This is a genomic window from Pseudothioclava alba (assembly GCF_033100795.1).
Lineage (GTDB): Bacteria > Pseudomonadota > Alphaproteobacteria > Rhodobacterales > Rhodobacteraceae > Pseudothioclava.
In genome coordinates this window covers 232,797-251,779 of the sequence record NZ_JAWLVI010000003.1, presented here as the reverse complement: position 1 = coordinate 251,779, position 18,983 = coordinate 232,797, and the positions used below count along the sequence as shown (strand labels likewise).

At 60.1% G+C, this 18,983-nt stretch carries 25 protein-coding genes; all 25 read left to right on the top strand.

All coding sequences use genetic code 11. The features are described 5' to 3' along the window. Positions 1 to 18 precede the first annotated feature (18 nt). The 25 genes from rpsN to RYZ20_RS09190 all read left to right on the top strand — a co-directional run bounded on the left by rpsN (position 19) and on the right by RYZ20_RS09190 (position 18,971). Positions 19 to 324 (top strand): 30S ribosomal protein S14, encoded by a 306-nt coding sequence (rpsN, locus tag RYZ20_RS09310; RefSeq protein ID WP_317672729.1) that lies wholly within the window; start codon positions 19 to 21, stop codon positions 322 to 324. A gap of 11 nt (positions 325 to 335) precedes the next feature. Further along, positions 336 to 734 carry a 30S ribosomal protein S8 gene (rpsH, locus tag RYZ20_RS09305; RefSeq protein WP_317672727.1) on the top strand — a complete coding sequence of 133 codons (399 nt, stop codon included), beginning with the start codon at positions 336 to 338 and terminating at the stop codon, positions 732 to 734. A gap of 10 nt (positions 735 to 744) precedes the next feature. Next, entirely contained in the window at positions 745 to 1,278 is a 534-nt protein-coding gene (gene rplF / locus RYZ20_RS09300) for a 50S ribosomal protein L6 (protein ID WP_317672725.1), read from the top strand. An 11-nt stretch (positions 1,279 to 1,289) separates the two neighbouring features. After that, complete coding sequence (rplR, locus tag RYZ20_RS09295; RefSeq protein WP_317672723.1) at positions 1,290 to 1,649, top strand: 50S ribosomal protein L18; 360 nt, start codon at positions 1,290 to 1,292, stop codon at positions 1,647 to 1,649. Between the two features lie 114 nt (positions 1,650 to 1,763). Next, on the top strand, positions 1,764 to 2,324 hold the full coding sequence (rpsE, locus tag RYZ20_RS09290; protein ID WP_317672721.1) for a 30S ribosomal protein S5: 561 nt from the start codon (positions 1,764 to 1,766) through the stop codon (positions 2,322 to 2,324). 12 nt (positions 2,325 to 2,336) lie between these two features. Beyond that, positions 2,337 to 2,525: a 50S ribosomal protein L30 gene (rpmD, locus tag RYZ20_RS09285; protein WP_317672719.1), complete on the top strand. Its 189-nt coding sequence runs from the start codon at positions 2,337 to 2,339 to the stop codon at positions 2,523 to 2,525. Between the two features lie 94 nt (positions 2,526 to 2,619). Beyond that, complete coding sequence (locus RYZ20_RS09280) at positions 2,620 to 2,949, top strand: ribonuclease E inhibitor RraB (protein ID WP_317672717.1); 330 nt, start codon at positions 2,620 to 2,622, stop codon at positions 2,947 to 2,949. A gap of 132 nt (positions 2,950 to 3,081) precedes the next feature. Beyond that, positions 3,082 to 3,552, top strand: a complete 471-nt coding sequence (gene rplO, locus RYZ20_RS09275; protein ID WP_317672715.1) for a 50S ribosomal protein L15 — start codon at positions 3,082 to 3,084, stop codon at positions 3,550 to 3,552. 105 nt (positions 3,553 to 3,657) lie between these two features. Then, the gene (gene secY / locus RYZ20_RS09270) at positions 3,658 to 5,022 is read left to right on the top strand and encodes a preprotein translocase subunit SecY (RefSeq protein WP_317672713.1); all 1,365 of its coding nucleotides are present in this window, start codon (positions 3,658 to 3,660) and stop codon (positions 5,020 to 5,022) included. Positions 5,023 to 5,046: 24 nt separating this feature from the next. Further along, positions 5,047 to 5,703: an adenylate kinase gene (locus RYZ20_RS09265; RefSeq protein ID WP_317672711.1), complete on the top strand. Its 657-nt coding sequence runs from the start codon at positions 5,047 to 5,049 to the stop codon at positions 5,701 to 5,703. Between the two features lie 185 nt (positions 5,704 to 5,888). Further along, the gene (gene rpsM / locus RYZ20_RS09260) at positions 5,889 to 6,257 is read left to right on the top strand and encodes a 30S ribosomal protein S13 (protein WP_317672709.1); all 369 of its coding nucleotides are present in this window, start codon (positions 5,889 to 5,891) and stop codon (positions 6,255 to 6,257) included. A gap of 15 nt (positions 6,258 to 6,272) precedes the next feature. Further along, positions 6,273 to 6,662 carry a 30S ribosomal protein S11 gene (gene rpsK, locus RYZ20_RS09255; protein ID WP_096433975.1) on the top strand — a complete coding sequence of 130 codons (390 nt, stop codon included), beginning with the start codon at positions 6,273 to 6,275 and terminating at the stop codon, positions 6,660 to 6,662. A 119-nt stretch (positions 6,663 to 6,781) separates the two neighbouring features. Continuing rightward, positions 6,782 to 7,798, top strand: a complete 1,017-nt coding sequence (locus tag RYZ20_RS09250; protein WP_317672705.1) for a DNA-directed RNA polymerase subunit alpha — start codon at positions 6,782 to 6,784, stop codon at positions 7,796 to 7,798. Positions 7,799 to 7,950: 152 nt separating this feature from the next. Continuing rightward, positions 7,951 to 8,370: a 50S ribosomal protein L17 gene (gene rplQ / locus RYZ20_RS09245; protein ID WP_317672703.1), complete on the top strand. Its 420-nt coding sequence runs from the start codon at positions 7,951 to 7,953 to the stop codon at positions 8,368 to 8,370. A gap of 162 nt (positions 8,371 to 8,532) precedes the next feature. Further along, positions 8,533 to 9,144: an autoinducer binding domain-containing protein gene (locus RYZ20_RS09240; protein ID WP_317673009.1), complete on the top strand. Its 612-nt coding sequence runs from the start codon at positions 8,533 to 8,535 to the stop codon at positions 9,142 to 9,144. Between the two features lie 56 nt (positions 9,145 to 9,200). Next, positions 9,201 to 9,788 (top strand): acyl-homoserine-lactone synthase, encoded by a 588-nt coding sequence (locus tag RYZ20_RS09235; protein WP_317672701.1) that lies wholly within the window; start codon positions 9,201 to 9,203, stop codon positions 9,786 to 9,788. An 84-nt stretch (positions 9,789 to 9,872) separates the two neighbouring features. Beyond that, entirely contained in the window at positions 9,873 to 11,183 is a 1,311-nt protein-coding gene (locus tag RYZ20_RS09230; protein WP_317672699.1) for a replication-associated recombination protein A, read from the top strand. A gap of 46 nt (positions 11,184 to 11,229) precedes the next feature. Next, on the top strand, positions 11,230 to 11,616 hold the full coding sequence (gene crcB / locus RYZ20_RS09225) for a fluoride efflux transporter CrcB (RefSeq protein WP_317672697.1): 387 nt from the start codon (positions 11,230 to 11,232) through the stop codon (positions 11,614 to 11,616). Continuing rightward, positions 11,613 to 12,677 carry an RluA family pseudouridine synthase gene (locus tag RYZ20_RS09220; RefSeq protein ID WP_317672695.1) on the top strand — a complete coding sequence of 355 codons (1,065 nt, stop codon included), beginning with the start codon at positions 11,613 to 11,615 and terminating at the stop codon, positions 12,675 to 12,677. The genes crcB and RYZ20_RS09220 overlap by 4 nt, the downstream gene beginning before the upstream one ends. Continuing rightward, entirely contained in the window at positions 12,674 to 13,339 is a 666-nt protein-coding gene (locus RYZ20_RS09215; RefSeq protein WP_317672693.1) for an HAD-IA family hydrolase, read from the top strand. Before RYZ20_RS09220 ends, RYZ20_RS09215 begins: the two co-directional genes overlap by 4 nt. Then, positions 13,336 to 14,046, top strand: coding sequence for an ATP12 family chaperone protein (locus RYZ20_RS09210; RefSeq protein WP_317672691.1), 711 nt, complete (start codon positions 13,336 to 13,338; stop codon positions 14,044 to 14,046). The genes RYZ20_RS09215 and RYZ20_RS09210 overlap by 4 nt, the downstream gene beginning before the upstream one ends. A 214-nt stretch (positions 14,047 to 14,260) precedes the next feature. After that, the gene (locus RYZ20_RS09205; RefSeq protein ID WP_317672689.1) at positions 14,261 to 15,277 is read left to right on the top strand and encodes an amino acid ABC transporter substrate-binding protein; all 1,017 of its coding nucleotides are present in this window, start codon (positions 14,261 to 14,263) and stop codon (positions 15,275 to 15,277) included. A gap of 135 nt (positions 15,278 to 15,412) precedes the next feature. Next, positions 15,413 to 16,678 (top strand): amino acid ABC transporter permease, encoded by a 1,266-nt coding sequence (locus RYZ20_RS09200; protein WP_317672687.1) that lies wholly within the window; start codon positions 15,413 to 15,415, stop codon positions 16,676 to 16,678. A 1-nt stretch (position 16,679) separates the two neighbouring features. Next, a complete protein-coding gene (locus tag RYZ20_RS09195; RefSeq protein WP_317672685.1) occupies positions 16,680 to 18,167 on the top strand; it encodes an ABC transporter permease subunit in 1,488 nt (495 codons plus the stop codon). A 12-nt stretch (positions 18,168 to 18,179) separates the two neighbouring features. Beyond that, on the top strand, positions 18,180 to 18,971 hold the full coding sequence (locus RYZ20_RS09190) for an amino acid ABC transporter ATP-binding protein (RefSeq protein ID WP_317672683.1): 792 nt from the start codon (positions 18,180 to 18,182) through the stop codon (positions 18,969 to 18,971). The last annotated feature ends 12 nt before the right edge of the window (positions 18,972 to 18,983 follow it).

Below are 18,983 nucleotides of genomic sequence, written 5' to 3'. Positions count from 1 at the left end.
CGCGGGGAGAAGAGATTTATGGCTAAAAAATCCATGGTTGCGCGCGAAGTGAAGCGCCAGCAGCTTGTCACCAAGTTCGCTGGTAAGCGCGCCGCGCTCAAAGAGATCATCAACGATCAGGACCGCCCGATGGAAGAGCGCTTCAAAGCGTCTCTGAAACTGGCGGAACTCCCCCGCAACTCGTCGGCCGTCCGTCTGCACAACCGTTGCCAGCTGACCGGCCGTCCCCATGCTTACTACCGTAAGCTCAAACTCTCGCGGATCATGCTGCGCGAACTGGCCTCCTATGGCCAGATCCCCGGCATGGTGAAGTCGAGCTGGTAAGGAGATCGGGAATGTCTGTGAACGATCCTCTCGGCGATATGCTGACCCGCATCCGCAACGCGCAAATGCGCGGCAAATCCACCGTCCGTACGCCGGCTTCGAAGCTGCGCGCATGGGTTCTGGATGTGCTTCTTGCGGAAGGTTATATCCGTGGCTACGAGCCCGCAACGAATGGCAAAGGCCATCCGGAGCTGGAAATCAGCCTCAAGTACTACGAAGGCACCCCCGTCATTCGTGAGCTCAAGCGTGTGTCGACCCCCGGTCGTCGCGTGTATATGGCCGCGCAAGACGTTCCTTCGGTCCGTCAGGGCCTGGGTGTCTCGATCATCTCCACGTCCAAGGGCGTGATGTCGGACGCGGCTGCACGCACTGCCAATGTTGGCGGCGAAGTGCTCTGCACCGTGTTCTAAGGAGGTCTCGATGTCTCGCATTGGTAAAAAACCGGTCGAGCTCCCCAGCGGCGTTAACGCCTCGCTGTCGGGCCAGACCATCGAAGTGAAAGGCCCGAAAGGGACCCGTTCCTTCACCGCCACCGACGACGTGACCATCGCGATCGAGGAAAACGCGGTCAAAGTGACCCCGCGTGGAACCTCGAAGCGTGCTCGCCAGCAGTGGGGTATGACCCGCTCGATGGTCGAGAACCTGGTTACCGGCGTCACCACCGGCTTCAAGAAAGAGCTGGAGATTCAGGGTGTTGGTTATCGTGCAGCAATGCAGGGTAACGTGCTCAAGCTCTCGCTCGGTTACTCGCACGAAGTGAACTTCGAAGTTCCCGCGGGCGTTACGGTAACCTCTCCGAAGCAAACCGAAATCGTTGTGGAAGGCATCGACCAGCAGATTGTTGGTCAGGTTGCAGCGAATATTCGCGAATGGCGCGCACCCGAGCCCTATAAGGGCAAAGGTATCCGCTACAAAGGCGAGTATATCTTCCGCAAAGAAGGCAAGAAGAAGTAAGGGTGGCGACTATGGCGAACAACAAACGTCAACTGTTCCTCAAGCGCCGCCTGCGCGTTCGGAACAAACTCCGTGCGATGGCCAACGGGCGTGCCCGCCTTTCGGTCCATCGTTCTTCGAAGAACATCAGCGCACAGCTGATCGACGACGTGAACGGCGTGACTCTCGCTGCGGCATCGACCCTCGAAAAGGATCTCGGTGTTGTCGGCAAGAACAACGTCGAAGCAGCGGCGAAGATCGGTGCAGCAATTGCCGAGCGTGCGAAGAAAGCCGGCGTGGAAGAATGCTATTTCGACCGCGGTGGTTTCCTCTTCCACGGCAAAATCAAGGCTCTGGCCGATGCTGCCCGTGAAGGCGGTCTGAAGTTCTAAGACTTGGCGGGGGACGTTCGCGTCCCCCCGATGATCCGGGAGCGGCCCTTGTGGTCGCTCACCAGGATTGGATGAAATTGGCGTGATTGCGCGCCATCACGAAAGGAATGCCTTATGGCAGAACGTGAAAACCGCCGGGGCCGTCGCGAAGAACGCGAAGAAACTCCGGAGTTCGCAGATCGTCTTGTTGCGATCAACCGTGTTTCGAAAACCGTGAAGGGTGGTAAGCGCTTCGGTTTCGCAGCCCTCGTCGTTGTCGGTGACCAGCGTGGTCGCGTCGGCTTCGGCAAAGGTAAAGCGAAAGAAGTGCCGGAAGCGATCCGCAAGGCTACCGAGCAAGCAAAACGCAACCTGATCCGCGTTCCGCTGCGCGACGGCCGCACGCTGCACCACGACATCGAGGGCCGTCACGGCGCTGGTAAAGTGGTTATGCGCACCGCTCCGGAAGGGACCGGGATCATCGCAGGTGGTCCGATGCGCGCCGTTTTCGAAATGCTCGGCATCAAAGACGTCGTTTCGAAATCGCTCGGTTCGCAGAACCCCTACAACATGATCCGCGCCACGCTGAACGGCCTGACGAAGGAAGCATCGCCCCGTAACGTCGCGGCTCGCCGTGGCAAGAAGGTCGCTGACATCCTGAAGAAGCCCGAAGCTGAAGCTCCGGCAGAAGCGTAAGGAATCTGACCCATGGCTAAAACCATCGTTGTGAAACAGATCGCTTCGGCAGCCCGTCGCCCCGCCATTCAGGCTGCGACGCTCAAAGGCCTCGGCCTTGGCAAGATCAACCGCACCCGCGAGCTTGAGGATACCCCCTCGGTCCGCGGCATGGTCAACAAGATCCCGCATCTCGTGACCATCGTGGAAGAAAAAGGCTAAGACGGTCTCGTCTTTGCTTTGCAGACACCCCGGCTTCGGTCGGGGTGTTTTCGTATCAGGGGGCGCCGACACGGGGCCGATTTGGAGAACCGACATGGATCTGAAAGAACAAAAGGCCGAGACCGAAGAAGTTTTCGCAGAAATCGCCAAGCACGAGGCCATGCCCGCTGCGGCCTGCATCAACTTCCAGTTCGTTGTGGACGGCAAGAACCCCGACTGGGACTCTTTTACCGAGGCCGCCGAGGCTGCGGGCTACACGGTTGAATGGTATGACGCGGATGAGGAGGACGAGGCGTGCCTTGAAATCACCACCGCCGAAGAGCCGCTTTCGCTGGAAAACCTCTGGGCGCATGAAGAACGCCTGAGCCTGATGGGCGCGATCCACGGCTTTGCCGCCGATGGCTGGGGCTTCTTCACCGAGTAAATCTATTGCCAAGGGCCGGTGTGGCGTCTATACGCCCCCCGGTGGCCCTTTGCGGGGTCCAGAATCAATCAAGAAACGCCGTGGTTGCCCTTCTGTCGCTTGCGAGGGCATTTCCGGCAAAGGAGAAGCGACATGAAACTGAATGAACTCCGCGACAACGCGGGCGCCGCCAAAAAAGCCAAACGCGTTGCGCGTGGTCCGGGCTCGGGCAAGGGTAAAATGGCTGGCCGTGGTATCAAAGGCCAGAAATCGCGCTCGGGCGTTGCCCTGAACGGCTACGAAGGCGGCCAGATGCCGCTCTACCGTCGCCTGCCGAAGCGCGGTTTCACCGCGCCGAACGCGAAGAAATTCGCTGTGGTGAACCTCGGCCTGATCGAGAAATTCATCGAAGCCGGCAAGATCGACGCCAAAGCCGAGATCACCGAAGACGCTCTGGTCGCTTCGGGCCTCGTGCGCCGCAAGCTGGACGGTGTTCGCGTTCTCGCTAAGGGCGAAGTGAAGTCGAAACTCACCATCAACGTGACCGGCGCTTCGAAAGCAGCCATCGAGGCTGTCGAAAAAGCCGGTGGCAAGCTGACGGTGGCGACTGCTGCCGCTGAATAAGCGGTTGTGAGCGGGCCTCGGTCCGCTTACATAGGCATCAGGTTATTCCAAGGCGCCGCCGACCGGAAACCGGTCCGGCGGCGCTCGCATGAAAGAGACGAGCATATGGCATCTGCTGCAGAGCAAATGGCGGCGAACCTGAGCTGGGACGCCCTTGGCAAAGCCACCGAGCTGCGCCAGCGCATCTTCTTTACGATCGGCTTGCTGATCATCTACCGGCTGGGAACCTATATCCCGGTTCCGGGGATCGACACGGTCGCCCTGAAGGAGTTTATGGACAGCGCCGCGTCGGGTATCGGCGGGATGCTGTCGATGTTCACCGGCGGCGCACTTGGTCGTATGGGCGTGTTTGCGCTTGGCATCATGCCCTACATCTCGGCGTCGATCATCATCCAGCTTCTGACCTCACTCATCCCCTCGCTTGAGCAGATGAAGAAAGAGGGAGAGCAGGGCCGCAAGAAGATCAACCAGATCACGCGCTATGCGACGGTCGGTCTGGCAACTTTCCAGGCCTACGGGCTGGCGCGCTCGCTTGAAGCGGGTGATCTGGCGCATGAGCCGGGCCTGTTCTTCGTGGCTTCGGTCGTGATTACGCTGGTTGGTGGCACGATGTTCCTGATGTGGCTGGGCGAGCAAATCACCGCGCGCGGCATTGGCAACGGGGTCTCGCTGATCATCTTCGTCGGTATCGTTGCAGGTATTCCGGCCGCTCTGGCGCAGTTCTTCGAACAAGGCCGCTCGGGCGCGATCTCGACGCCGGTCATCATCGGCGTGATTGCAATGGTGATCGCGGTGATCGGCTTTGTGGTGTTCATGGAGCGCGCACTTCGCAAGATCCATATCCAGTATCCGCGTCGTCAGGTCGGCATGAAGATTTATGACGGCAGCTCGTCGCACCTGCCGATCAAAGTCAACCCGGCTGGCGTTATTCCGGCGATCTTTGCTTCGTCGCTGCTGCTGCTGCCGACCACGATCTCGACCTTCTCGGGAGCGCAAACCGGCCCCGTGATGTCGACGATCCTTGCCTATTTCGGGCCGGGCCAGCCGCTTTATCTGGCGTTCTTCACCGCGATGATCATTTTCTTCGCTTACTTCTACACCGCGAACGTCTCGTTCAAGTCGGAAGAAGTGGCCGAGAACCTGAAGAATCAGGGCGGTTTCGTGCCGGGTATCCGTCCGGGCAAGAAGACGGTCGATTTCCTTGACTATGTGGTCTCACGCGTTCTGGCGATCGGTTCGCTGTATCTGGCGGCTGTTTGCCTTCTGCCCGAGATCCTGCGCTCGCAGTTGTCGATCCCGTTCTACTTCGGTGGCACCTCGGTGCTGATCGTGGTGTCGGTGGCGATGGACACGGTGAACCAGATCCAGTCGCATCTGCTGGCGCACCAGTATGAGGGACTGATCGAGAAGTCGCAGCTGCGCGGGCGTGGCAAGAAAAAACCGGCACGCCGCGCTCCGGCGCGTCGCTGAACTGTAGCTTAGGGTAATCGCATCATGACCAACATCATCCTGCTCGGACCGCCGGGCGCAGGTAAGGGAACCCAAGCCCGCCGCCTCGTGGAAGAACGCGGGATGGTGCAGCTTTCGACGGGCGACATGCTGCGTGAGGCGATGAGCTCGGGCACGGAGATGGGCAAGAAAGTTGCCGATGTCATGAACCGTGGCGAGCTGGTCACCGACGAGATCGTGATCGGGCTGATCGAAGAGAAGCTCGGGGCCGCACAAGGCACCGGCTTCATCTTTGATGGCTTCCCGCGCACGCTGCCGCAGGCAGATGCTTTGGGCAAGCTGCTTGCTCGGACAGGGCAAAAGCTGAATGCGGTGATCGAAATGCGAGTCGATGATGAGGCGCTGGTGCGCCGGATCACCGGCCGCTTTACCTGTGGCGACTGCGGCGAGGTCTATCACGACGAGACCAAGCCGGTGAAAGAGGCGGGCAAATGCGATGAATGTGGCTCGTCCAACCTCAAGCGTCGCGCTGACGACAACGAGGAAAGCCTCAAGCAGCGCCTGATGGAATATTACAAGAAAACCTCGCCGCTGATCGGCTATTACTACCACGCCGGAGACCTGTTCTCTGTCGATGGCCTGGCTGAAATCGACGAGGTTGCTGCACAAATGGCCGCAGTTCTGGACCAGCAGGCAGGCTAAGTTTCATCAAGCGCTTGACCTATTGGACAATTCCCTCTAGGTCACACCGTCTCTGTAGAGAATCGTTTCCCTTGGAAGGATTCCCTGAAGGGAAAACGAGAGCAGGCCCGGACCACAAGTTGCGGGCCTGATGTTGTGAAAAAAGGTTCCGGCGCTACGGAACCGCAACCATAAGGAACTACGCATTGGCACGTATTGCTGGCGTTAACATTCCGACCGGGAAACGCGTCCCGATCGCACTGACTTACATCACCGGTATCGGTCCCCACTCGGCCAAGCTGATCTGCGAAGCCGTCGGCATCGACGCCACCCGTCGCGTGAACGAGCTTTCGGACGCCGAAGTGCTCGCGATCCGTGAACACATCGACGCGAACTTCACTGTTGAGGGCGACCTGCGCCGTGAAGTCCAGATGAACATCAAGCGTCTGATGGACCTCGGCTGCTACCGCGGCCTGCGCCACCGCCGCAACCTGCCGGTTCGCGGTCAGCGCACCCACACCAACGCTCGCACCCGCAAGGGCCCGGCGAAACCCATCGCTGGCAAGAAGAAGTAAGGGGAGGCTTGAGACATGGCTCGTGATAAGGTCCGTACCAAGCGCAAAGAGCGCAAAAACATCGCCGCTGGCGTTGTGCACGTGAACTCCTCGTTCAACAACACCAAGATCCTGATCTCTGACGTGCAGGGCAACGCCATTTCGTGGTCGTCCGCTGGCACCATGGGCTTCAAAGGTTCGCGCAAATCGACCCCGTATGCTGCTCAGATGGCTGCGGAAGATGCGGCCCGCAAGGCTCAAGAGCACGGCCTGAAAACCGTGGACGTCGAAGTTCAAGGCCCGGGCTCGGGCCGTGAATCGGCTCTGCGCGCTCTGGCTGCTGTCGGTCTTACCGTCACCTCGATCCGTGACGTGACCCCGATCGCTCACAACGGCTGCCGTCCGCCGAAGCGCCGTCGCGTCTGATCTGATTTTTCGCGGTCGGCCCGTGCGGGATTTCCCGTGCGGGCCGGTCGTTTTCGCATTTTTCCTCGGGCGTTTCCGAACTTTGGACATGGGTCGGAAACAGGAATGGAGGCAAGCGCATGATCCATAAGAATTGGGCCGAGCTTATCAAGCCGACGCAGCTTGAAATCAAAGCCGGTAACGACCCCCTCCGTCAGGCAACCGTCGTCGCTGAACCGCTTGAGCGCGGCTTCGGTCTGACGCTTGGCAACGCGCTGCGTCGCGTTCTGATGTCGTCGCTGCAAGGCGCGGCGATCACCAGCGTCCAGATCGACAACGTTCTGCACGAGTTCTCGTCGGTTGCGGGCGTGCGCGAAGATGTCACTGACATCGTGCTGAACCTTAAAGGTGTGGCGCTGCGCATGGACGTCGAAGGGCCGAAGCGCCTGTCGATCTCGGCCAAGGGTCCGGGCGTTGTCACCGCGGGTGACATCACGGAAACCGCTGGTATCGAAGTCCTGAACAAGGATCACGTTGTCTGTCACCTCGACGATGGCGCTGACCTGTTCGTGGAACTGACCGTCAACACCGGCAAAGGCTATGTCGCTGCCGACAAGAACCGTCCCGAAGATGCGCCCATCGGTCTGATCCCGATCGACGCGATCTACTCGCCGGTCAAGAAAGTCGCTTACGAAGTGCAGCCGACCCGCGAAGGTCAGGTTCTGGACTATGACAAGCTGACGCTGAAAATCGAAACCGACGGCTCGATCTCGCCGGAAGACGCTGTGGCCTACGCTGCGCGCATCCTGCAAGACCAACTGTCGATCTTCGTTAACTTCGACGAGCCGGAATCGGCTGGCAAGCAGGACGCGGACGACGGGCTGGAGTTCAACCCGCTGCTTCTGAAGAAGGTCGACGAGCTGGAACTGTCGGTCCGTTCGGCAAACTGCCTCAAGAACGACAATATCGTCTACATCGGCGATCTTATCCAGAAAACCGAAGCCGAGATGCTCCGCACCCCGAACTTCGGCCGCAAGTCGCTCAACGAGATCAAAGAAGTTCTCTCGGGCATGGGCCTGCACCTCGGCATGGAAGTCGAAGACTGGCCGCCAGAGAACATCGAGGATCTGGCAAAGCGTTTCGAAGACCAGTTCTGATCTTCACCGCTTGACTCATTCGGGGGGCGCGCGCTATTGCGCCCCCCATCCAATGCCAGCACTGGCTGGGACTAATCGGGCATGATGCCCCAAGGAGAGCGGCTGACACGCATCGGCTGCCAGACAAAGCAAAACGCTAAAGGAGATATACAATGCGTCACGCTCGCGGTTACCGCCGTCTGAACCGTACCCACGAACACCGCAAGGCGCTGTTCGCCAACATGGCAGGCTCGCTCATTGAGCACGAGCAGATCAAAACCACTCTGCCGAAAGCCAAAGAACTCAAGCGCGTCATGGACAAGCTGATCACGCTCGGCAAGCGCGGCGACCTGCACGCCCGCCGTCAGGCGGCTGCCCAGCTGAAAGAAGACAAAGACGTGGCCAAACTCTTCGAAGTTCTCGGCCCGCGTTACAAAGAGCGCAACGGTGGCTACACCCGCGTTCTTAAGGCCGGCTTCCGTTATGGCGACATGGCTCCGATGGCAATCATCGAGCTGGTCGACCGCGATCCGGCAGCCAAAGGCGCAGCTGACAAGGCCCGCCTCGCAGCTGAAGAAGCTTCGGAAGAATAAGGTCTGCAAACTCTGCCGGACCGTTAACCCCCGCTCTATGAGCGGGGGTTTTTCTTTGTGCTGCGACCAAATGTTCAGGAGAGATTGGTCAGCGAAATGCGCTTTTAAGTTGCATTTGCCCAGTGGAATGAAATGATAGACGAAAAGCAACTGGCGTTTGTCATGGCACCAAACCTTTCGATTGATAATTTGCTGCACGAATTGGGTAAGCTTTCACCCGCCGGGTATTTTGCGGGGCTCCACATCCGGTTCGCCGCACCTTTGTTGATGTTCCAGACCTACGATCAGGCATGGATCGACCATTATACGAATAATGCCTATGCGATGCGCGACCCGATGATCGCCTGGGGGTTCTCGAAGTCCGGCGCGTCGCGCTGGAGCGAGATTACCTTGCCAGACCCTTTTGGCATCCTGAAAGAGGCCAGACAGTTTGGCCTGCTTTACGGTTGCTGTGTGGGCTGTGGAGAAATGTCGTCGCGCACGATTGCTGGTGCGGCCCGCTCGGACCGGGAATTTACCGACGATGAGATGGCGCGGATTGGGGCCATCGTATTGCGTCTGCATCAAAAGACGCAGCCGCCGGAAAGCCTGACACCGGCTCAGATTGAAGCTCTTCGCCTGATCGGCGCAGGAGATCGACACGCCGCAGCCGCGGCAAAGCTCGGTATTTCCGAAAGCGCACTCAAAGCCAGGTTGAACTCGGCACGCGAGCGTTTGTTCGCCCGAACCACCGCCGAGGCGATCCAGCGCGCCCGCGATTTCCGTCTGCTCTAGTCGTTCTCTCCGCCCGGCAGGGACCAAGTTCCTCAACCAAACCGGAGAAAACGGCAATGCAAACCACAACTCTTTCTTTTGCCAACATGCACAACCATGGCGAGCTTTTTGCGAATTTGTTTCGCGCGCGACGGCAGTCTTTCATCGTGCAAAACCGATGGGAGCTGCCCGAAGCCCTAGGTATGGAATACGATCAGTATGATACCCCCGCAAGCCGTTGGATCGCCGTCCATGAGTTCGGTGAAGTGCTGGCGGGGATTCGCCTGACGCCTACAACTGCGCGGTGCGGGATTTACACCTATATGATCCGCGACGCCCAATTGGGGCTGCTTGATACGATCCCTTCGGATCTTCTCTATGAAGAAGCCCCTGTTGCAGGACATATCTGGGAAAGTTCGCGCGTTTTCGTGTCACATGCGACGCCTATGGCGATCCGCCGCAGGGTTCACGCGCTACTGATTACCGAAATGGTCAAATCGGCGCGCGAGCTTGGTGCGTCGCGCGTCATTGGCATTATCCCATCGAACTGGCCGCGATGGGCCAAGCGCTGCGGGCTGGATATGGTTGCGGCAGGGCGTGTGCTCGAGTTTGACGGCTATGACAGCCAATGCGTTTCGATCAATCTGATCAACAACATGAACTAAAACTGCTGGAGCGGGCCTTTTGACCCGCTCCGTAACTGCTGCCCAATTGCGGGGCGTGGTCTGCGCGGGTAGGCTCGCCGCGATATGGCTGATCTTTTCGACTCATCTCCTGCTGCTCCCGTCGAGCCTGCGCATCGTCCGCTGGCTGACCGGATACGTCCGCGCCACCTGTCCGAGGTGATCGGGCAGCGCCATGTTCTGGCCGAGGAGGCGCCGCTTGGGGCGATGCTGGCGGCTGGGTCTTTGTCGTCGATTATCCTTTGGGGGCCACCGGGCGTAGGCAAAACCACGATCGCACGGCTTTTGGCTGATGCGACCGAGCGAAGCTTTGTGCAGATTTCCGCAATTTTCACCGGCGTGCCAGAGCTTCGCAAAGTCTTCGAGGCCGCAAAGCTGCGCGCGACGCAGGGCCGTGGGACGCTGTTGTTCGTCGATGAAATCCATCGTTTCAACAAGGCGCAGCAGGACAGCTTTTTGCCGCATATGGAGGATGGCACGATCCTTCTGGTGGGCGCCACGACCGAGAACCCGTCGTTCGAGCTGAACGCCGCAGTTCTTAGCCGCTCGCAAGTCATCGTGCTGGAGCGGCTGAACCTGACCGATCTGGAATTGCTCGCGCAGCGGGCCGAAAAGGCGCTGGAGCGCGCGCTGCCCCTGAAGGGGCCGGCCCGCGAGGCGCTTTTGGAAATGGCCGATGGTGACGGGCGCGCGCTGTTGAACCTTATCGAGCAGGTCGCCGCGTGGAAGGTGAAGGAACCGCTCACGACCGAGCAGCTTTCGCAGCGTCTTATGCGGCGCGCAGCGAAATATGACAAATCGGGCGACGAGCATTACAACCTGATCTCGGCGCTGCACAAATCCATTCGCGGGTCTGACCCGGATGCCGCGCTTTACTGGTTCGCGCGGATGCTGGAGGGCGGCGAAGACCCGCGCTATCTGGCGCGGCGTTTTGTGCGTATGGCGGTTGAGGATATTGGTCTGGCCGACCCGCAGGCGCAGACGCAGGCGCTTCATGCGTGGGAAATTTACGAACGTATCGGCAGCCCCGAGGGGGAGCTTGCACTGGCGCAGGCGGTGATTTACCTCGCGCTCGCGCCGAAATCGAACGCGGGCTATGTGGCCTATAAGGCCGCGCGGGCCGAGGCGCGGCGCTCCGGGTCCGAACCGCCACCCAAGCACATCCTGAATGCGCCGACGCGGCTGATGGAAGAGCAGGGCTATGGCGCGGGCTACGCCTATGACCACGATGCCGAGGACGGGTTCTCGGGGCAGAACTATTTCCCCGAAACGATGAAGCGGCCGCTGTTTTATAGCCCGGTTGAACGCGGGTTCGAGCGCGAGTTGAAAAAGCGTGTGGACTGGTTCGCCAAGCTGCGGGACAAGCGCGGCGGTTGACATTTGGTGCGTCTGGGGGCCAAAGGGCGCCTCAAAGGAGACAGCCATGCTGATGACGGTTTTACAGGTTGCTTTGGGCGGTGCGCTCGGGGCGTCGGGGCGGTATCTCTCCGGCGTGGCCCTGATGCGCGCATTTGGCCCGCAACCGATGCCGGTTGGCGTGCTGTTTGTGAACATCCTTGGCTCGTTCCTGATGGGGGCGCTGGTGGTGTTTCTGGGCCAACGTCAGTTGACTCATTTCAACCCGCTGCTGGCGACGGGTTTCTTGGGCGGGTTCACGACGTTTTCGTCCTTCTCGCTTGAGGCATGGACGATGATCGAGCGCGGTGACATGGCGCTTGGCGCTGCCTATATCGGGATCTCGGTGTCGGCGGGCCTGTTGGGGCTCGTAGCGGGACTTTACATGATGCGAGCAATATTGGGGGCCCTATGAGTGCGGTTCAGCTGATCAAAGTGACCGAGGAAGAGGGCGAGCAGCGGCTGGACCGCTGGCTCAAGCGCCGCTTCCCGCAAATGTCGCAAGGCATGATCGAAAAGCTGTGTCGCAAGGGGCAGTTGCGCGTCGATGGCGGGCGGGTAAAGGCGAACTCTCGTGTCGAGCCTGGCCAAGAGGTGCGTGTGCCGCCGCTGCCGAACCCTGCCGAGATGCCAAGCGCGCCGTATCGTGCGGATGGCGATGCGCCGCATATCTCGGATGCGGACGCGAAGATGATCCAGGGCTGCGTGCTGTGGAAGGACGAGCATATCATCGCGATCAACAAGCCGCCGGGGTTGCCCTCGCAAGGGGGCTCGGGGCAGGGGAACCGGCATGTGGACGGGCTGGCCGAGGCGCTGAAGTTCGGCTTCAAAGAGCGCCCGAAGCTGGTGCACCGTCTGGACAAGGATACATCAGGGATTCTGCTGCTGGCGCGCACTGATCGTGTCGCGCGCCGTCTGTCCGAGGCCTTCCGCAACAAGACCACACGCAAGATCTACTGGGCGGCCGTTGCGGGCAAGCCTACGCCCGCGATGGGCACGGTGCGGTTTGCACTGATGAAGGCGCCGGGGCATGGCCGTGGCGGCGAGGGCGAAAAGATGGTCTGCATCCATCCCGCCAAGATCAACGATCACCCTGACGCCAAGCGGGCGACCACGGATTACGCGCTTCTGGATGTGCTTGGCACGCGGGTTTCGTGGGTTGCGCTTGTGCCGATCACGGGGCGGACGCACCAGCTGCGTGCGCATATGGCCGAGCTGGGGCACCCGATTGTGGGTGACGGGAAATACGGCGGCTCCAGTCAGGAGAATCTTGGCGATGGCTGGGGCGCGCAGCTTGGCGGCGAGATCAGCCGCAAGCTGCACCTGCATGCCCGCCAGATCAGCTTTGACCACCCGATCAGCGGCAAGCGGATTACGCTGACCGCGCCGATGCCCGATCATATGAAGCGCACATGGAAGACCTTGGGCTGGAACGAGGCCGACGTGCCCGCCGACCCGTTCGAGGATCTTGCATGAAGCTTGTGATCTTTGACGTGGACGGGACGCTGTCGGATTCGCAGGCGCATATTGCGCACGCGATGACGCTGGCCTTTGAAACCGTCGGGCTTGCCCCGCCGCCGCGTGAGGCCGTGCTGTCGATTGTCGGTCTGTCCTTGCCGCAGGCGATTGCGCGGCTGGCGCCCGAATTGGGCGTGGATGTTCAGGAGCGCATCGTCGAGGGCTACAAGCAAAGCTATTTCACTCATCGTGCGGCCAGTCCCGCGCCGCTGTATGATGGTGCGCGCGAGTGCCTGCTAAAGCTGTCGGCGCGCGATGATCTGCTGTTGGGCGTGGCGACGGGGAAATCGCGCCGTGGTCTGGACGCGCTGATCGCGCATCACGGGCTTGAGGGGATCTTCGTGACCCGGCAAGTGGCCGACAACCATCCGTCAAAGCCGAACCCTTCGATGATCGAGGCGGCGCTGTCCGAAACCGGCGTCGCGCGCGAGCGGGCCGTGATGATTGGCGACACGACCTTCGATATTGAGATGGCGCGAGCGGCGCGGGTGGCCGCGCTTGGCGTGAATTGGGGCTATCATCCCGTGTCCGATCTGTTGGCGGCGGGCGCAAACCGTATCCTGACCGGCTTTGCAGAGCTTGAAGCTGCAGTCGATGAGATTCTGGAGGAAGTGGCATGAGCGGTTGGGTTCCCAAGCGGTTCTGGAAAGAGGCATCGGTGCGCGTGGCCGAGGGCGGGTTCGAGGTTGTCCTCGACGGTCGCACCGTGAAAACGCCTGCGAAAGCCGCGCTGATCGTGCCGACCCGCGCCATGGCAGAGGCGATTGCTGCCGAATGGGACGCGCAGGAGGAAAAGATCAATCCCGCGACGATGCCGGTCACGCGCGGCGCGAATGCGGCGATTGACAAGGTGCGCACGCAGCACGCCGAGGTCGCCTTTCTGATCGCGGAATACGGCGGGACTGATTTGCTATGCTACCGCGCGGAAAAGCCCGAGGAGTTGGTCGCGCGGCAGTCGGACGCGTGGGAGCCGCTGCTGACCTGGGCGCGCGAGGTGTTCGGGGTGGATATGCTGGTTACGGCAGGTGTCCTGCCCGTTGCGCAGCCCGAGGCAACGCTGGCGCGGTTGCATCAGGAAGTGGCGGCGCTCGACCCGTTCCACCTTGCAGCCCTGCACGATCTGGTCGGGCTGACGGGGTCGCTGGTTCTGGGGCTGGCTGTCGCGAATGGGCGGCTTGATGCCGCAACCGCGTGGGACTTGTCGCGAATCGAAGAGAACTGGCAGATCGAGCATTGGGGTGAAGACGAAGAGGATGCAGAGGCCGTCGGCAAGAAACGCGACGCCCTTTTGGCGGCCGAGCGTTTCTGGTTGTTGCTGTCAGCCTAGGCTATTGTGCCAGAATATTACCCTGAGTTTTGTGCAGACATAAAACTTCGCCGCGAAAGTGCAAACTTCCCTTGCGACAGGCGTCTGCGGCCTTGACGAGCTTTGATCATTAGTTCCACACTCCGTCCACTGGGGACACCCCATAACGATCCATGCCCGAAAACGGGCAGATAGAACCGCCCCTTAAGGGGTGGCAACTCAGGAAGAGGTAAACATGAAAAAATCCGTTTTTCTCGGCACCGTAGCACTTGCAGGTCTGACCGCAGGTATGGCCGCCGCCGATACGCTGGCAGAGGTCAAGGCTCGCGGTGAGCTGAACTGCGGTGTGAACCAGGGCCTCGTCGGCTTTGCTGCCCCGGATGCCAATGGCAACTGGACCGGCTTTGACGTCGCCGTGTGTAAAGCCGTTGCCGCCGCTGTTCTGGGCGATGCGTCGAAGGTGAAATACGTTGCGACCTCGGGCCAGACCCGCTTTACCGCGCTGGCTTCGGGCGAAGTTGATATGCTCGCTCGCAACACCACCTGGACCTTCTCGCGCGACACCGACCTCAAGCTCGATTTCACCGGCGTGAACTACTACGACGGTCAGGGCTTCATGGTCCGCAAGGATCTGGGCGTGACTTCGGCAAAAGAGCTTGATGGTGCGACCGTCTGTATCCAGACCGGCACCACGACCGAGCTGAACCTCGCTGACTTCTTCAAAGCCAACAACATGACCTACCAGCCGGTCACCGTTGACTCGAATACCGAAGGCGACCAGCAGTATGCAGCCGGTGCTTGCGACGCATACACCACCGACGCTTCGGGCCTTGCGGCAAGCCGCGCTTCCTATGCGGACCCGGAAAACCACGTCATTCTTCCGGAGATCATCTCGAAAGAGCCGCTCGGGCCGGCAGTTCGCCACGGCGACAACAACTGGGGCGACGTTGTGAGCTGGACTCTGAACGCGCTGATCGCTGCCGAAGAATACGGCGTCACCTCGGCCAACGTCGAAGAGCTGTCGAAAGGCACGCAGAACCCCGAAGTGAACCGTCTTCTGGGCACCGAGGGCGACCTTGGCGCGATGATCGGTCTCGACAAAGAGTGGGCCAAGCGCGCGATCATGGCGGGCGGCAACTACGGCGAGATCTTCGCGGCCAACATCGGTGAAGCAACCCCGATCGGTCTGGCGCGTGGCCTGAACGCACAGTGGACCCAAGGCGGCCTGCTCTACGCTCCGCCCTTCCGCTAATCCGATCTGATACCGGGGCGTGCCATGGTTTGGCGCGCCCCTATTTTCTGCGTAAAACAAGACTCGCGCATGGGGGCAACGACCCCGCCAACAGGGCAAAACGCCCGGACATGCGACGAGAACAGGGGAAGCTAAATGACGACGTCACCAGACGTGCCGAACCAAGGGTTCCGGCTCTCTCAGCTCATTTACGACACACGTTACCGATCGCTTACGATCCAGACCATCACGCTTATTCTTGTGCTGATGGGGTTTGGCTGGCTGATCGACAATACGATCCAGAACCTCGAAGTTCTGGGCAAGGACTTTAACTTCAGCTTCCTGTGGAACCGCGCCGGCTATGATGTCGGGCAAACGCTGATCCCCTATACCAATGATTCCACCCACGCGCGCGCGGCCCTTGTCGGGCTGTTTAATACGCTTTGGGTGTCGTTCCTCGGATGCTTTGCCGCGACTGTTCTGGGGATTTTCGTCGGTGTGCTGCGGCTGTCGCATAACTGGCTGATTGCACGGATCATGACCGTCTTTGTCGAGGTGTTCCGTAACATTCCGGTGCTGATGTGGATTCTGATCTCGCTTGCCGTGCTGACCGAGGCTTCACCGCAGCCGCGTGATTTCAAGGTAAATCCGGAGACCGGCGTCGCGAATGCCGAGATGCTTTTGTTTGATTCCGTTGCGATCACGAACCGCTATACGGCTGTTCCCTCGGCGGATTTCACCCGCGGATTTGCGCCGATCGAAACGCCGCTCGCGCCGATCTCGGTGAACTTCCTGATCTGTCTTGGCGTGGTTCTGGCTTCGATCTGGGCGAACAAGCGCTTGCTTGCCCATGCGACGGTCATTCAGGAAACGTCGGGTGTGCGGCCCGTGACGTGGTGGAAATCGGCGCTGATTCTGTTCGCCCCGCTGGTGATGGTGCTTTATGCGCTTGGGTTTGACATCCACGAGCCGGTGCTCAAGGGCTTTAACTTTACCGATGGCACGAATGTCTCGAACGCGCTTGTCGCGCTGTGGCTGGGCCTGACGCTTTATACCGCCTCTTATATCGCCGAGATCGTCCGCGCGGGGATCATGGCTGTGTCGAAGGGGCAAAGCGAGGCGGCATCCGCCCTTGGCCTGCGCCCGAACCGCACGATGAAGCTGGTGATCCTGCCGCAGGCGTTGCGTGTGATCGTGCCGCCGCTGATTTCGCAATACCTCAACCTCACCAAGAACTCGTCGCTGGCGATTGCGGTGGGCTATGCCGATCTGCGCGCGACCCTTGGGGGCACGACCCTCAACCAGACGGGCCGCGAGCTTGAGTCGATCCTGTTGATGATGCTGATCTACCTTGCGATCTCTCTGACGATCTCGGGTGTGATGAACCTCTACAACAGATCCGTAAAGCTGAAGGAGCGGTAAGATGAGCGAGCAAAATACATCCTCGGTCGCCTATGTCCGCGACACGATGCTGCCGCAACAACCTGCGCCCTCGAACCAGACCGGCGCGCTGAAATGGATGCGCGAGAACCTGTTCTCGGGCTGGCTGAATACCGTGCTTACCTTAGCAGGGATTGGCCTTGTCTATTGGCTCGTGACGCATTTCTACCCGTGGTTTGCCCATTCGGTGTGGGACGCGAATTCGCTGAAAGAGTGCCGCGAGATCGTGACCACCGCTTATGGCGCCGATGCCACGGGCGCGTGCTGGGGCGTTATCCGCGAGCGCTGGCACCAGTTCATGTTCGGCTTCTATGATCCTGCGCTCTATTGGCGCCCGCTGCTGACCTTTGGTCTGTTGCTGGTTGTCATCGGGCCGATCCTTTTCACCGAAAATCAGCGAAACCGCGCGGCCTTTATGGTCTTTGGCGGCTTGTTTGCGCTGGTTTCGATGGCCCTGGTCGGCACTTCTGCCGCGATCCTTGCGCTGAGCGCGGGCATCATGGCGGCAACCGGGGCGCTGATCTTTGGCCGTTTTGCCTATGCGATGCTGGCAGCGGCGGCTTTCCCTCTGGTGGCGATCTTTCTGCTATGGGGCGGCTCGGCGTGGACGGTGCTGTTTATCGGCTTTGGCTTTGTCATCGGCTGGCTGTTGCTGTCAGGCTTTGCCCGGATGGGGTCGATTATCGCGGTGGTAGCTGCGATTGTCGGCACGATCCTGTTCTGGCTGATCTCGGGAGGCGCTTTCGGCACCGACCATTTGTTCGGCGGGCAGTCCTTGGTCGAGGCGCTGGCCAGCGCCGTGCCCCTGTCGATCGAAGCACAAGGCTCGGATCGTTTCGGTGGCTTCCTTCTGGCGGTGACAATCGGCGTGGGCGGTATTGCGATGTCCTTGCCGATGGGCGTTGTTCTGGCGCTTGGCCGCCAGTCGAACATGTTCCTGATCAAGTCGCTCTCGGTGATCTTTATCGAGTTCATCCGCGGCGTGCCGCTGATCACGCTTCTGTTCGTGGCCTCGCTGCTGCTGAACTACTTCCTGCCGCCGGGCACGCAGTTCGACATCATTCTGCGCGTCATGATCCTCGTGACGATGTTCTCGGCCGCCTATATCGCCGAGGTCGTGCGCGGTGGTCTTGCCGCCCTTCCGCGTGGCCAATACGAGGCGGCGGATGCGCTCGGGCTTGATTACTGGCGCGCGCAACGGCTGATTATTCTGCCGCAGGCGCTGAAAATCTCGATCCCCGGCATCGTGTCGACCTTCATCGGGATGTTCAAGGATACGACGCTCGTCGTGTTTGTGGGCCTGTTCGACCCGCTGAAGGGCATCCCCGATTTCATCCGCTCGGTGTTCGAGTGGAAGGGCATCTACTGGGAGCCTTTCGTCTTTGTCGGCCTCATCTTCTTCATCTTCAACTTCTCCATGTCGCGCTACTCGATGTATCTCGAGAACCGCCTCAAGCGTGACCACCGTTAAGGAGCGATACTCATGACGGAACCGCATTTCGAACGCGAAGTCGACCGCAGCCATATGAAGGTCTCGGACGAAGTCGCTATCCGCATCGAGAACATGAACAAATGGTATGGCGCCTTCCATGTTCTTCGTGACATCAACCTGACCGTCAATCAGGGCGAGCGTATCGTTATCGCCGGGCCTTCGGGTTCGGGGAAATCGACGATGATCCGCTGCATCAACCGCCTTGAAGAGCATCAGGCGGGCAAAATCATCGTCGACGGGACCGAGCTGTCCTCGGACCTGAAAAACATCGACAAGGTGCGCTCCGAGGTTGGCATGGTGTTCCAGCACTTCAACCTGTTCCCGCATCTGACGATCCTTGAGAACTGCACGCTGGCGCCTATCTGGGTGCGCAAGATCCCGAAAAAGGAAGCCATCGAAACGGCGATGTATTTCCTTGAGAAGGTGAAGATCCCCGATCAGGCGCACAAGTATCCCGGCCAGCTTTCGGGCGGTCAGCAGCAGCGTGTGGCAATCGCGCGCTCTCTGTGTATGAAGCCGCGGATCATGCTGTTCGACGAACCGACTTCGGCGCTTGACCCCGAGATGATCAAAGAGGTTCTCGATACCATGATCGAGCTGGCCGAAGAGGGGATGACCATGCTCTGCGTGACCCACGAAATGGGCTTTGCGCAGGCGGTGGCGAACCGCGTGATCTTTATGGACCAGGGCCAGATCGTCGAGCAGAACAACCCGCACGACTTCTTCCACAATCCGCAGTCCGAGCGCACCAAGCTGTTCCTCAGCCAGATCCTCGGGCACTAAGCGCTGTCTAGA